Genomic DNA, 14,932 nt, shown 5'->3' with positions numbered 1-14,932 from the left:
TTTTATAGACCTTCACTCAGTAACTAACTCTTTAATAATATCTAGTTGAATATTTTGATAACTAGGAATTGTATCTTGTAATCCATTTAGTGCGTTTAAATATAAATCAAAATTTGCAGTTGTAGGTTTGATTACAAAAAGGCTAGCAAATTTTAATACTGTATTTAGTGCTTTTTCCATATTTTCAATTTCTATTTGAATTTGTTCTTTTAAACCACTACTCATCTTCGTAGATAGCTCATCTGTTTTTAAAAGATACCCTAAATAATATTGAATAGGCTGGAAACGATTATGGATATGTTTGTTTAATTTAAACTGATTTGGTTTTGAAATCGCACCATCTTGTACTAATTCTGTATATGCCCCCTTGAAGTAATTGATAAGTTCTTTTACTCCATCAGTTTTTAAACTAATTTTTTCATTTCTCTTATATAATTCACCCTTAATTATTGAATAACCATATATCTCCTTAAATATAAATTGAAATGCATTATAAGGATTCATATTAGCTAATTCTCGAATAATAGGAGCTTTATCAATAATGGTTAACTCTATTTCATTAGGAATTTCAATATCAATATTTTCAACTAATTCACTATATTTTATGGGAGAACATATTGCATTATTATCTTCATTTATCTTAGTAAAAAATACCGTGTCACCTTCATCCATTCCTTCTAACATTAATGAAGTTACAAAAGGAATACCCATTTTATTTTTAGTCCAAAAATTGACTAACATTTTCTTTTCATCTTGAAATAAATTTAGTAAAACATTTTTAAAATTTTCTAGCGAAAACATTTCTTCACGTCTTACATACTTATCCAGCATTTCTCCAAATCCATCGTATACACTCAGCAAAGGTTGTGATCCCCCTGCAAATTTCCAACCAATAAAACGATCTAAATAAAACAAAGGAAATGTTTTAAGGTTATAGTGTTTAGTAAAAATATAATAGTAATTTCTTTCAATACATAAGTATCCAAGTGCATGTTGATACTCTTCTTTAGTTAAACTTGAACTTTCAAATGTTTTTACATAGCTCATAATTACACTCCTATAGTCTAAATTTGTACTAATTCTTTAGTCTGATGTTCTTTTAACGCTTTACTTAAACAAGTGGAGATAGCATTTACTAAATATTTATTTTCCTGTTGTGTACGAGAGCTAACTCGAAAGTATAGTTCTGATTGATACATTGTTTTCCCTGAACATTCTTTAATATAAATGTTGAACTTTTCTAATAACCAACTTGCCAATTGATCTGCAGTCAAATTACTATCTAAAATTTTACATAAAATGAAGTTGGACTCTGTAGTAAATACTTTTAATCCATTTATCTTTGATAATTGATTAAAAAGTTCATCAGTATCTTCTCTAACCTTTAAACAACTCTCTTTATAACTCTCATTGTAAGCAGGTAAATTAAGTATAAATTCTTCTGCAAAGCCATTTATATTCCATATTGGAATTGCATTACTTAAATCATTTAAGAAATCCGTATTATAGCTAGCTGCATAGCCTAAACGCAATCCACCTATTCCAAAAGTTTTACTCATGCTTTTTAAAACCGTCAACCTTGGATAATTTATTAAATTATGAAGAAAGCTTTCTTCTTCTGCTTTGCTAGAAAAATCAATAAATGATTCATCAATAATAATGTTTAATTGCAACTCTTCCGTTTCTTTATATAACTTTAATAAGTCTCTTTTGCTATGCAATTTCCCTGTTGGATTGTCAGGTGAAACAATTACAATTGCTTCAGCTTTTTGTTCATGAACAAACTCTATTAAACGTTGGAAGTTAATTTCAAAGTCCTCTTCCTCTCTAACTAAAAACTTCTTAGCTCTAGATTCAAAACAGTTCGCATATTCATTAAATGATGGTTCTATTAAAACTATAGGCCCACTAATAATTTGTGGAAGAATTTTTATTATTTCAGAAACACCATTCGCTAAAACCAATCTTTCTGATGGAAATTGCAAAAATTCCGCTAAATGGTTTTCTATATAACTTGAACATGATGGATAGTTTAATAAAAGATCATCAAACCTTTGTTGCATTCTTCTTTTTAATTCTTGAGGAGGAAAATGAAAATTATAAATCAGCGCATAATCCGTTATTGGATATCTCCAATAACCACCATGTTGTTTCTTTAGAAGATCATGCCTTTTTTCAGAAAATTGAAACTCACCTATACTTAAATCATATCTATTATCCATTTCATACCATGTATCAGCTGGAACTACTACTGAATGGTATGTAACATTTTCATGAGTTACTAATTTTTTAAAGATTTCTTCATAATAAATTTGTGTATTACCTATTTCAATTTCTTCTTCCAACATATTCGTTAACAGATTAGCAAAATCCGAATTAAATCTGTAAATATTAAGTGTCTTTAATTGATTTTCTGAATGATAAAACTTAGGAGACTTTGTACTATTAAACTTACATATAATACCGCTTTCATTAACTTCTACAAAAGTACCCTCCATTAACGAGTTTAATGGTGAAACTAATACATAATTATTTTCAGCAGGAAGCTCTGAAAGTGCTTGTAAAACCGAGCTATTAAAATATATATCTGCTTCTAATAATGTAAACTCCCCTTTTAAATGCTCTTTAGTTAACCATAAAGAATAAATATTATTTGTAGACTCCCACTGCTCATTAAATATATATATAATTTGAATTTCTTCTTCAAAACGTCTTAATGTTTGTTTAATCATATCCGCTTTATACCCTACAACTATCACAATTGATGTATAGTTTGCGCTAATTAATTGTTGCACGGTATTCTCTATGATTGAAGTACCATTTATAGATATAAGTGGTTTAGGTCTTTCATCAGTAAGAGACCCCATTCTACTCCCTCTACCAGCACATAATAAAACTGCCTGTTTCATATAACGACTCCCCTTATTTATATTAATTCTGTAAAATTGAAATTTTAAAAATATTACCCTCACAAAATTTTAAATTAACCTATCATTACAGATTTTTTGATACGAGAAAATCTATACTTAACTTTAGTTAGTCTGACACTTTAGAAGGTGGAAGTGTTAGTTAAATGATACAAAATAATAAGGGTCTTCCTTTATCATCTGACTAGCTAATTCACTAATCACCTGACCATTAGCTGCCTCCAAAGTTATATGATTCAGCCTAGATTGACGAAGCTTTTTTTCTTTTATAAGCACTTCACGTATTCTTTTAAAATTTAACTCCGTATTATAGTTACGGTCTCTTACAAAAGCTTGAAAATTGTGATTTTCTAGCCCATTACCAAAGTCCACTGGATAATTCCAATTCGTGTAAATACGATACGGCACATTTTGTCTTTCTTCAACAGAATGAATGACTGTACAACTGTCCCACCCTGCTCCAAGCATAACAACCGCAACCTCTTTAGAAGCAAGCTCTGAAACAGCAGTTTTATCACCATATCCTGAATTTGTTCGAGTAGCGAGAAATCTTTTTTTTCTCGGTCCCTCTAATACAAAAGAAAACATTGGATTTTTTGTTCTTTCAAAATTTAAATATTCTTGAGCGAAATCAGCTAATTTACCCGTCTCAGATGGATCAAGGTAATGATACTTTTTTCTTTTCGGAAAAGAAAAAGTAAAACTAGGAAGTAATACAGTTTTATTCATTTCAATAAGCTGTTCTAAAAAGTCCATTAATCCTTTTAAGTAGTTTGAACTTTTTTCAAATCCTAATTTAGATAAAGCTGAATGAATAATAATAATCTCTTCATCTTTTATTAGAGGTAGTATTGCATCCATTAACTTTTTGGATATAACGGCACTCTCATGACTACTTTCCATCTTAACTTTTTGCTGTAAAGTCATACTGTTTCTCCACTTTTCACGATATTACTCTCTAAAAATTCTTTGCCAAAAATCCGCTCTGGAATTAAGTGCTGATAAACCCATACACCATCAATCTTCCCTTTATATGAAGTTTCTCCAAAGTTTTTTCCACCAGTGTTTAAACCTGCTCCAAGCCCGTATTGATAAAAATTCTTCAGTTCTCTTCCATCGCTCAATAATGGATTGCAAGATTCATTCATCTTAATAAAATCGTGCTCATACAAAAATTCTAATGGGCTATTATCGTCATCTAACAGATTAATTTTATGACTTCTATACCCTGTACATACAATGATTAAATCTGAATTACTCAGTTCTTCCTTAGATACAGAATTAGCTTTTCTGAAGAAAAAGTTGTTAAAAGTACCATTTAGAATTTCTTTTACTAATTTAAAAGAATCATATCTTAATCCTGAATAACGGTTTACACGATTACTGCTTGGACAAATATCTTCATCACTAAATGAATAACCATCTGCTATTGCTTCTTGAACTGAGTTATAAAATAGCCTTAATGGTGATCTATATAACATATTGATTTTGACTTTTTTATTATTTAATAATCCAAACTGATTTTTCAGACGATACAATGTAGAAAAGGCACTATGTGAATTCCCAATAATTGAGATGTTAATTCCTTCCGAATTACTTGACAATAACCCCTCTAGCTTACGGTCAAATATTCCTTGAATAAAATCTTCAGAGTAAACTATCTTTCTATCATCGATGTTATCTAACATTGATGATAACTGAGGTTGCATACCACCAACATTATATAAAACTTTTTCAGCAATTATTTTCTGACTTTCTTTTGGATAAAAAACAGGCGCATAATTTACTTCGTAAAGTCCATCCTTACGCAGTTGAATACTAGTCACTTTAGTCATTTTGAGAACTTCACAATTGGAATTAGACTCCACTTTTCTAGATATATAGCTTCCAATATCACCCAAAAACTCCCCGACTAACGGAAGTGGCGGAGCCTCATCATAAAATTTCAATAATTCCTGATAACTTTTCTTATTTTCAAGAAATCTAAATAAATCACTATTATGATTCTCAAAAATTTCAAAGAAAATTTTTCCTAACGAATTGGCAGTGATTTGATATTTCTCTATAGATCCACTCCCAATTTTAACTGAAGATTCTATAATACATAATCCTTCATCTAGTAAACTATTTAGTAATCCTTTCTCTTCTAAAGAAACCAATGGCGAGATTCCAGCAGGACCACCACCACATACAACTAATTTATACTTCTTAATAGTAACTCACTCCTTTTAAAACTTAATTTACAAAATTTTAATAAATTTTACAAAAAATTAACAATGCCAATTATTGCAAACGTTTTAAATAATGTCAAATGCAAATTTGCATTTTTTTAAATCTTCAATATCATTAGTGTATAATGTTATTGAGGTGATTTTAATGAGAAATATAGTTATTTTAGGTTCTACTGGATCTATTGGTACATCTGCCCTTGAGGTAATTCGAAATAATCCGGATAAATTTAGGGTTGTTGGCATGTCCGCTTTCAGTAATATAGAGTTATTTAGTAAACAAATAGAGGAATTCAAACCAGAAATTATTTCTATTGGCTCTGAAAGTGACGCAAAAACATTAAAATACAGATTCCCTAGTTTATCTATTACTCATGGACAACCAGGTTTAATAGAAGTTGCTGCATATTCAAAAGCTGATTTAGTTTTAAGTGCTGTAGTTGGTTCAATAGGTATATTACCAACAATTGAAGCCTTAAAAAACGGAAAAGATATTGCTATTGCAAATAAAGAAACATTAGTAGCAGCTGGTCATATTGTTACTGCAACGGCTGAAAAGTATAAGCGAAAGTTAATTCCTGTTGATAGCGAACACTCCGCTATCTTCCAATGTCTAAATGGAGAAAATGAAAAAGAAATTTCAAATTTAATTATTACTGCTTCTGGTGGAGCATTTAGGGATAAAAGTAGAGCAGAAATGATAAATTTAAAAGCTTCAGAAGCTTTAAAACATCCTAATTGGCAAATGGGTGCCAAACTAACAATCGATAGTGCAACTTTAATGAATAAAGGATTGGAAGTAATCGAAGCCCATTGGTTATTTAACATTCCTTATGAAAAAATACAAGTTTTAGTTCATAAAGAAAGTATTATTCATTCTATGGTTGAATTCCAAGATGGTTCAATTATGGCTCAATTAGGTCAACCAGATATGAAAACTCCTATTCAATATTCATTTACATATCCTAACAGACTAAAAAGTGATTATCACAAATTAAAGTTAAGTGAAATTAGGGCACTTCATTTCGAAGAACCTAATTTAGAAAAATTTCCATGTTTAAAGTTAGCGTATGATGCTGGTAAAATAGGAGGAACTATGCCAGCTGTACTCAATGCAGCTAATGAGATAGTAAATAAACTATACCGAGAAGATATTATTAAATTTTTGGATATTGAAAAAATACTCTATAATGTTATGTCCAAACATGACGTTATTGCCAATCCAGATTTAAATCAAATACTTGATTATGATAATTGGGCAAGACAAGAGGCTCTTAAACTAAGTACTCCTTTAAGGATTAAATGAACTACCTAATATTTTTTATAAACTAGTTAATGATACAAAAACAGGCTATTCCATTTGGAAAGCCTGTTTTTGTATCATTAATATCCTTTATCTGTAAATCCTTTATTTATTCAAAAGAAGTATATTTTCAACTATTCCCTTCGATAAAAAATTCATCTATCTAAATGAATGAATTTTTTATCCTGATTGTATGCAACTCAAATGAGAGGTCTGACCCACAGTTTCGAAAAATCCAAATCCCCAAAATGTTTCATCTCAACATTCATTAAATCTGATGAAAATGGAATTCGGCGTTTATCATAGTATAACGGAATTAAAACCGAAGATTCTATTAACTCCTTTTCAAATGCTATATTTAAATTCTTCCATTCTATAAAATCGGTATACACATATCTATCTAAATAACTTTTAAATATCTTATTTTTTTTGATTATTTTATTCAGAGGAGAAGTACTTGAGATAAGAAAATGATAAAATGACATATCCTCATTTATCTCAAAAACTTCACCGTAAATATATAAATCAACCTGTTCATTAAGTCTTTTGTCTTTAAGATATTGCTCAAAAGAAACCCATTTAATTAAAAACGGGATATTTTCCCTTTCGAAGATGCTCACTAACCATCTTGTTGTTTTTTCAGTATACTGAGTGGCTTTTATAATAATTGGTGCCTCAAATTTTGGGCGTTCAATTTTCTGCATTCTGGTTTGATAATCTGCGTTTTTTAGACACCCTTTATGATTCGGAATTTTTCGACAATCAAATTCACTAATAGTATTACGATTTTGCGCAATTATATAATGTAAATAATCACGAACTTCTTTTTTTTGAATAATTGAATCCCGCCAAGCATTTATAATTACAACACCAACACCATAATTCCTCTCTACATGAAAGATAGAGTCTTCCTCATATTTCTCGGAAGAGCGATAAATAGTATCAAGACCTGAAGGAACTTGAATAAATTCAACTACATCAAGTAATGGCCTTTCCTGGAAATAATCATCGAATGCTATTAACTCCGTCTTTTCTTGATTATTTTCTCCTATATAAAACCCACCTGTTCCAATTATTTGACTGTTGTTTTCTTTATAAATACTTGAATTTATTAGACCTAACAGTTGCAAACAGTAGCTACAGCCATCTGGATAGTGTATATCGATAACTAATGGAGATACATCATCTATTCTACTTATAGGCTTCCACAATTCTTTATACCTTCGCTGTTCTTGAATTGAACAAAGACAACGCTTTATATCAGCAGCAGTTAAGATAGAGCCATCATGAAACTTAATAGATTTTCGTAAATATAACCTAAGCCTGGTGGCGGTTATATCCCAACTATGAGCTAACTCAGGAAATATGTTCCCCTGTTCGTCAATATTAACAAGTCTGTTATAAACATTTGCAACAATATATGCACTTTCTACATCAATCGCTTCTAAGGGATGAACTGTCAGAAATGGCTTTCTTCGTGGAATAATTAATTTATCATTTAAAGTATTTATATAACCAAATTTTGAATAAAATTTATTCATCAAACGTAATTTACTGTTTGGAGACCATTCGTATAATAAATAGCTACTACTCTTTTCAACTTGTTGTTTATCTAAAATTTCCATAACCTGTTTTTCATATATTTCTTCCACATTTTTTAGCCACTGAAGTTTAGACATATTCCCTCTTCCTTTTCCAGAAGTAAATACTAGCCATCCGTCCTCCATCCATTTGTTTAGATAACGAACTGTTTGCTTTGTACTTAGATTAAAGAATTCTGCTAAATCTTTTATTTTTACATTACCTGACTGAAACGAATTCCATAAACTTAATAAATTTCTATCCACTTTCTATTCCCCTCACATAAAAAATAGACATATTCATACCAAAATGTCTATTTTTATTTTTCTAAGTCTAGTTTAATATAACCTAGACAAGAGGAGGGAACAATATGGGATGGAAAGACTACGAACAAAATATAAAGGTACGCTTAATTACATCATTTTTTAATCGTGCTGTTACATCAGCAGCCATGCCCTTTATGGCATTATTTTTTGCCCAAGAAAAAGATAAAGTATGGGCAGGATTATTTTTAATTTTGACAGTTTTCATAGGCTTTTTGGTAAGTTTAATTGGAGGTTATATATCAGACCGGTTTTCACGAAAGAGAATATTATTATTAACTTCCACTTTAAGCACTTTAATGTTTTTATTTATGACTTTAAGTCTATATCCAAAAGATAAGATAATATGGCTGTTTGCTATTGCTTATATAGGATTTATTATCTCTAGCAGTCTTGGTCGTCCAGCCATGCAAGCCATCATAATCGACTCCACTACACCAGAAAACCGGAAAGCTATTTATACAGTTGACTATTGGCTTATGAACCTTGCTATGGCACTCGGTGCTGCACTAGGTGGACTTTTATACATGAACCATCAAAAAGAATTGTTTGTGTCATTAACTTTAATTTCCGCTATTATACCAATTGCCTATAAATTGAAGTTAGTCGATGAGTTTACTAATTTTCTAGAAACTAAACATGAAAATATATTTTTAGATCTACTTCAAAATTATAAGATTGCAATTCAAGATTTAGCATTTGTAAAAGTTGTAATAGGATCTACACTTATATTTGCCGCTGAATTTTCTTTAAATAGCTATATTGGTATACGACTCTCAGAAACATTCGAAACAGTCATGCTTGGAGGTTTTGAAATAGCTGGAGTAAGGATGTTGAGTATTCTCAATATTGAAAACATGCTTTTAGTAGTATTTCTGACATTTCTTTTTAAAAATTTCACTGATCGTTTAAGTGGAAAAAACGCCTTACTATTAGGTCTTTCACTTTACGGAATAGGTTATATAATTGTTACTTCTGCAAATACATGGTACGTACTATTGATTTTTAATTTTATTGCCACAGTTGGTGAGCTTATCTATTCACCTATTAGAAATGCTGAACAAGCCAACATGATTCCTGATAATAAAAGAGGTTCTTATTCTGCATTTGCTGGTCTATCTTATACAGGTGCTGAATTAGTTGCCAGAGTTTCTATAATAATTGGTGCTTTCTTAAATCCAACTATTATGTCCGTTTATATTGGTGTCATCATTTTCATTGGTGCACTTCTTTTATACACAGGATTATTTGTTAGAGATAAAATTCAACCCCAAAAAGCATTAAATAAAATATCATGATAACGATAAAAGAGGTTCTTGCACAAAAAATTGCAAGTAATCTTTAAACCTTTTCCATACTGATACTATGACTCTAAAAAAGGAGTGTATACAGTATGGAAAAGGACAATTTATTTAAATGGGAACATTATCAACCTGACATCATTTTACTAATGGTGAGACGGTACCTACGGTATAACCTGAGTTTTCGTGATTTGGTGGAAATGATGTAGGAACGTGGATTATCCATCGCTCACACAACCATTATGCGTTTGCTTTATCCATATGGATCAGAGAATATATGAACGTCATTTTAAGCCAACAAATGAATGAGGGAGAGTCAATGAACATATATCCAAGTAAAAAATCAATGGATTCTGAAGGAAACAAAATTGATTTTTATCTCAATAAAACAAGGGACACAAAGGCTGCAAAGTGCTTATTCTAGAAACCTTTGCGGTCTTTTCATATTTATAAACGTCGCGTTATTACAATGGATAAGAATTCGGCTGGCTTATCTACTGTCGATACAAGAATTTAAAAAAAGAGAAACGTATACCTGAAGGCGTACAGATAAGACAATATAAATACCTTAAATTCATAAATATACTCAAAGCACCAATATTTATGAATTGTCCTTATCTCTTTTTTATATCATTTTCGTATTTAAATACTTAACTTTTGGTTTGACCGTATTCAAAATAAGTTTTATTCTTTCAACAATTTCTGACACCCTGTAATCAACGGTGATAAAATCCTCAATAACAACGGTTTAAAATTCCTAAAAAATAACAGATAATCGTTTTATAAGAGACCTCTGAGGTGGAGTGGGGAAATAATGCTGAAGATTGGGGAGTTTTTTATGATTAAAGAATTATATTAGAAAGGTTGGACAAAGACAGCGATTGCAGAAAAAACAGGCTTTGATAGAAAAAAATCAGTAAATAAAAAAAGGATGAGTTACCTAGGCGCGAAGCTAGCGAATCCATAGTAGCATCGGTTATAAAACTCATCAAATAATAGAAGGTTTGGCTACAAAAGTAGTTTAAATTTAACTTCAGCGACAACCACAGCAGCTGTTTCTATCTTAACACCTGGCATCAATTGAACCTCAGCTTGATATTTCTCTAACAGTTAATCTATTCTTTTATCAACATCTAAAATCAAAATTTATAGATAAGTAATGTGCATCCATAAATGTTTAATGAGAAAAATCTGATGTTCAGTTAACCTACCAAATAATGAATCCGTAATACGTTCTGCTTTATGAGCCATACGACCATGAATGTTTTGTTCCACTTCAGTTTGATTGATATGACCTTTAGGTATTAAGTGCTCCAATAGTTTTCTTCCTGATACCCCGAATATATCAGAAATAACCGTACTCAATTTAATTTTTGATGCTTCTAATACTTTTTGAATCCGATTTTTTCAGAAGTCATATGTCCTATCCATTTTTTTCGAAGGTGAGTTAAATCATGCAATTTTCGAATATTTTCTGATGGTACAAAGCTTTTTTCAATTAGTCTATGTCATAATAATTTGGCAATCCACTCGGCGTCTGATACATCTGTTTTTCTATCAGATACGTTTTTGATTCATTGGGCATGAGTTAATGTAATATCAAAAAAACCTTCTAAAATACATTTATAGACAGGCTTCCAGGAGCTTCCCTTACTTTCCATGGCAATATGAGTTACTTCACGCTCTTCTAACCATTTGAGAAGATAGAATAAATTTTTAGTTAAAGTGGGCAAAGTTTCAATCTCTTTTATTAGATTTGTATCGTCATCCTTAATAAGAACACAGGCTACGATTGTTTCCGAATGAATATCTAATCCGGCGCATCGCTTGTACAAAATTTCCAAATGAATGAACCACTTTTTATAGAAATTCCACATACAGTGGAGTGAATTTGAAATTCCAACATTTTTTTCTGTTCGTAGTCACCCCTCATGAGAGAGCGCTAACAATGAGTTGTATACCAATTTAACTCCAACAGTTTTATGTACAGGTGCGAACCACCATTAAAAGCTAAGTTATATACTTACTGTATGTGGTGTTTCCATTATAGAAGGAAGAATCTATTTTTCATTCTTAGGTTGAGAGCGAAGTGTCATGAATTTTTTTGTCCAAAGTACTGACTCAGATCCATTTCTTTCAAAAGCCATACATCTCCCAAGCATAATTCTTTCGAAAGCAAGGTCAACATATTATTTTTCATTATAGTTTTTACGTACTTGATTATATAGGTCTTCAGGACCTCTTTTACAATAGAATTTCTTTATTTTCTTAAATGACTTCTCTCTGCCTGAGCTATTAAGCTCCTAATACATGAAACACATGATTCTAAACAATACAACTACTATTGTCTTCATTTTTTATACTTTATGGTTTATGAATTTATATTGCATTGTTTCCCCTATTTAAAATGTACATAAACAACACTTAAGATTCTCCTTACTGTTAATATGCCTTGAAAAAGAACCCAATAGGGTTCTTTTTCTTCTGATTACATCCTCTGTAATTACTTATTTAATATAAAAAAGGACTGACAATTACTTGCAATCCTTTTTACACCTTAATATACACTTGTATTAAGTACTTAACTCTTTATTTAGCATGTATATGAACTAAACCATTCATTATTATTTACATATAAAACACTTCAGAATTTAGAAATACACAATAACAAATCTTTCCCAACTTCCAGCTACATAACTATTAGCAGTTAATTCTCTACCACCATTTGCTGATATAAATCTACCATTACTTAACGCTTGTAATACATATATCCTATTGTCTCCACCATTATATAAGATAAATTTTTCCCATGCTCCAATTGATGTACGATCTGCTACTACTCTACCATTTGGCTCAAACGAAACGTATTTTCCATTACTTTTCGCTTTTAAAGCAAACGTATATAATTCCCCAGTCGGAATTAATTCGAATTTCTCCCATTCATTAACTGCACTACGATTTGCAACTACATTGCCCGATGGCTCAGCAGACACATATTGTAAATTTGCAGCTTGTATAGCAACAGTCCAGCTTCCATTAAATAGACTCACACCTTTTAGTGAACCGGTATTTGATTGGTCGGCTGCCAATGTATCATTTGATGGGGTTACCATCATTATCATTAGAACCATTGGCAACAACATTAAAACTAACTTTTTAAAAATCTTATTACCATTTGCATGAGTTATGAACCTCTTCATTCCCATTCCTCCCTTAATATATACCACCCATATACATCATACCAAATGTGTAAAATATTGTAATAAAAGAGAGTCTTTATCAACAAATACCTTATTATTCTGTTTCTTCTTTCTCAAATTTATCATTTTCTAAAAACAAAAAAAGAATCCTTTACGGATTCCTTTTTTCCTTGCACTCTTTTTCAAATAGTGCATTTTTGCACCTACTTTTAGTATACCTCATAATTCCTATAAAATAAATAAGATTAAATGAAATTTACTTCTATATTTCCATAAAACATTATACTTCCTCATAATTTCATAAATAAAATAGAGTGTTTTTAAAACTCATCTCTTGAACATTCCTTTAGTTGCTCCATAGCAATCTTTCGTGCATGTTCCTCACTATCTATCAACGTCAATCCTTGTGATATATAACTCCAAAATTCATAACCACAATCCTCCACCCATCTATAAGCCTCTGCTGTATATAGCCCATCTTTTCTTCTAATCAGATCCTTTTTGATTTTTTATAAAACTATTTTTCTTATTTTAATAAAAAACACTTAGGTAATATTAGGAAGTTCCGGTTTCAAAATCAAGAATTATGAGTATAAGTTGGCATCATAAATTATGAGAAATTGAAGCGAGTGTTTCTTTTTACGATTTTTTTACAGGGGGACAAAAATGAATATCCTTAACTTTTTGATGTCATTATTCAATTCAAAAAAAATAACTCAACAAATCTTTGAGTTATTCGGAAATAAAAAGAAAAACAATAAAGGGTGGATTTGGGCTTCTTTACTAGGATTAGGAACAGTTTTTGGATTCTTAGCAACACGTAATTCAAGTATGATGAAACCTACGAAACGTATGTTCCAAGGTTTTAAAAATAAAACAAGATCATTTATTCCATCCAAAGTAAATTTAGCGAATATCGATATAAAAAGTTAACGGAACTTCACTTCTGTTGACTTAAATTTGCGAATAGCGCCTAAACGTGCCTTGCTCTAATAGAGGGGGATATAAAAAAGAAACGAAGTCAAATTGACTTCGTTTCTTTTTTGCTAATTATTTTTTTCTAGAATACGTTCAACCTCATCAACACTTAACTTGCTTGCTTTAGCAATCGTTTCAAGTGGTACACCAAGTTCATGCATGCCTTTGATCATCTGTATCTTCCCTTCTTGAATTCCTTCATTACGAGCGTGAGCAAACTTCGCAGCCTCATCCATTAAAGCTTTTTCTCTTGCTTCATATGCTTGACGGAAAGAAGAATCTTGACTCATGCGTTCCCACTTATCCATTGCTTTTTGTAAAATTGGGTCTTGGTTCATGGCAATTTCCTCCAATGTTTGGGTAAGGCGTTCATCTTCATTCGCCGGTAGTAATAATAACCAACGTACAAAGGAATCCTCCCACGGATTTATTTGTTCATTTCGCCACTGTTGCATGAGTTTTGGAATCTCTACAATATGAATTTCTATATCCTCACTTAATACCTTCTGTTGTTGTTGATTCCATAGAATTCCTGTTGTATGGAATGCCTCATTTTCTGGAAACATGACGAAATTTAACAAATTAATCGTAATTGTTTTGTGAAGAGAACTATAGGGCATTCCCTTTTGTAGCTGAGATGTATATAACCTTCCCCAGTAATATAAACTTCTTTTAATCATGTCATGATTATTATTCAGCTGAATTTCTACATTTACCTTGGTGCCTGTATCTAATGTAGCGGAAATATCTAAAATCGATAATTTATCCTCTTCATGTTCTCGGTGTAAGTGCGGGTCTTCTAACTGTAATGAAGCAATCGGTGACTCTAACGATTCTTGTAACAGAGCATTTAAAAAAGCAATTAGAATATCTTCATTTCCACTTGTACCAAATAATTGTTTAAAAGCAAAATCAATACGTAAATTCACTAACTGTTGGTTGGACATGGGTTTTCCTCTCCCCATCTCAGACGATGTTTTTCTTTTATTGTACATAAAAGGAGAGTACACTTGCAAACAAGTCCTTCTGGCAACATATACAAGAACTTATACCAATTTGGATAATATTATACACGAGATATTTATGTTTTT

Annotated in this window: 13 protein-coding genes and 1 pseudogene; 4 read left to right on the top strand and 10 right to left on the bottom strand. The window is 30.9% G+C overall.

Annotated features, from left to right (window positions below):
* Positions 1–12: 12 nt before the first annotated feature.
* From AC0L0O_RS20295 to AC0L0O_RS20280, 4 genes are all read right to left on the bottom strand, one after another.
* A complete protein-coding gene (locus AC0L0O_RS20295; protein ID WP_000122810.1) occupies positions 13–1,047 on the bottom strand; it encodes a hypothetical protein in 1,035 nt (344 codons plus the stop codon).
* Between the two features lie 17 nt (positions 1,048–1,064).
* The gene (locus tag AC0L0O_RS20290) at positions 1,065–2,909 is read right to left on the bottom strand and encodes an aminotransferase class I/II-fold pyridoxal phosphate-dependent enzyme (RefSeq protein ID WP_000806449.1); all 1,845 of its coding nucleotides are present in this window, start codon (positions 2,907–2,909) and stop codon (positions 1,065–1,067) included.
* A 156-nt stretch (positions 2,910–3,065) separates the two neighbouring features.
* Positions 3,066–3,854, bottom strand: a complete 789-nt coding sequence (locus AC0L0O_RS20285) for an AAC(3) family N-acetyltransferase (RefSeq protein ID WP_473785987.1) — start codon at positions 3,852–3,854, stop codon at positions 3,066–3,068.
* Positions 3,851–5,086: a hypothetical protein gene (locus AC0L0O_RS20280; protein ID WP_000253968.1), complete on the bottom strand. Its 1,236-nt coding sequence runs from the start codon at positions 5,084–5,086 to the stop codon at positions 3,851–3,853. Before AC0L0O_RS20280 ends, AC0L0O_RS20285 begins: the two co-directional genes overlap by 4 nt.
* 217 nt (positions 5,087–5,303) lie before the next feature.
* Between AC0L0O_RS20280 and AC0L0O_RS20275 the strand changes: the two genes are divergently transcribed.
* Positions 5,304–6,461, top strand: coding sequence for a 1-deoxy-D-xylulose-5-phosphate reductoisomerase (locus AC0L0O_RS20275; RefSeq protein ID WP_001244590.1), 1,158 nt, complete (start codon positions 5,304–5,306; stop codon positions 6,459–6,461).
* 197 nt (positions 6,462–6,658) lie between these two features.
* Here the strand turns inward: AC0L0O_RS20275 and AC0L0O_RS20270 are convergent, their stop codons facing one another.
* On the bottom strand, positions 6,659–8,305 hold the full coding sequence (locus tag AC0L0O_RS20270) for an ABC transporter substrate-binding protein (protein ID WP_473785986.1): 1,647 nt from the start codon (positions 8,303–8,305) through the stop codon (positions 6,659–6,661).
* 104 nt (positions 8,306–8,409) lie between these two features.
* Here AC0L0O_RS20270 and AC0L0O_RS20265 point away from each other — a divergent pair, with 104 nt between their 5' ends.
* Entirely contained in the window at positions 8,410–9,660 is a 1,251-nt protein-coding gene (locus AC0L0O_RS20265) for an MDR family MFS transporter (protein WP_473785985.1), read from the top strand.
* A gap of 95 nt (positions 9,661–9,755) precedes the next feature.
* Positions 9,756–10,150 (top strand): annotated as a pseudogene (locus AC0L0O_RS20260) (IS6 family transposase); the annotation flags it as partial.
* A gap of 659 nt (positions 10,151–10,809) precedes the next feature.
* Here AC0L0O_RS20260 and AC0L0O_RS20255 read toward each other — a convergent pair.
* From AC0L0O_RS20255 to AC0L0O_RS20240, 4 genes are all read right to left on the bottom strand, one after another.
* On the bottom strand, positions 10,810–10,980 hold the full coding sequence (locus tag AC0L0O_RS20255; RefSeq protein ID WP_473785984.1) for a hypothetical protein: 171 nt from the start codon (positions 10,978–10,980) through the stop codon (positions 10,810–10,812).
* A 257-nt stretch (positions 10,981–11,237) separates the two neighbouring features.
* On the bottom strand, positions 11,238–11,507 hold the full coding sequence (locus AC0L0O_RS20250; protein WP_473785983.1) for an IS110 family transposase: 270 nt from the start codon (positions 11,505–11,507) through the stop codon (positions 11,238–11,240).
* 807 nt (positions 11,508–12,314) lie between these two features.
* On the bottom strand, positions 12,315–12,863 hold the full coding sequence (locus tag AC0L0O_RS20245) for a fascin domain-containing protein (RefSeq protein ID WP_171856609.1): 549 nt from the start codon (positions 12,861–12,863) through the stop codon (positions 12,315–12,317).
* Between the two features lie 320 nt (positions 12,864–13,183).
* Positions 13,184–13,369, bottom strand: coding sequence for a hypothetical protein (locus tag AC0L0O_RS20240; protein WP_071758553.1), 186 nt, complete (start codon positions 13,367–13,369; stop codon positions 13,184–13,186).
* Between the two features lie 160 nt (positions 13,370–13,529).
* Between AC0L0O_RS20240 and AC0L0O_RS20235 the strand changes: the two genes are divergently transcribed.
* Positions 13,530–13,796, top strand: coding sequence for a hypothetical protein (locus AC0L0O_RS20235; protein ID WP_001023783.1), 267 nt, complete (start codon positions 13,530–13,532; stop codon positions 13,794–13,796).
* 113 nt (positions 13,797–13,909) lie between these two features.
* Here AC0L0O_RS20235 and AC0L0O_RS20230 read toward each other — a convergent pair whose 3' ends face one another.
* A complete protein-coding gene (locus AC0L0O_RS20230) occupies positions 13,910–14,788 on the bottom strand; it encodes an Rpn family recombination-promoting nuclease/putative transposase (RefSeq protein WP_048529248.1) in 879 nt (292 codons plus the stop codon).
* Between the last annotated feature and the right edge of the window lie 144 nt (positions 14,789–14,932).

The sequence above is a fragment of the Bacillus sp. GS3m_15504 genome (assembly GCF_055825275.1).
Note: the sequence above shows the minus strand (reverse complement) of the source record. Positions and strands in the feature narration are given on the sequence as shown.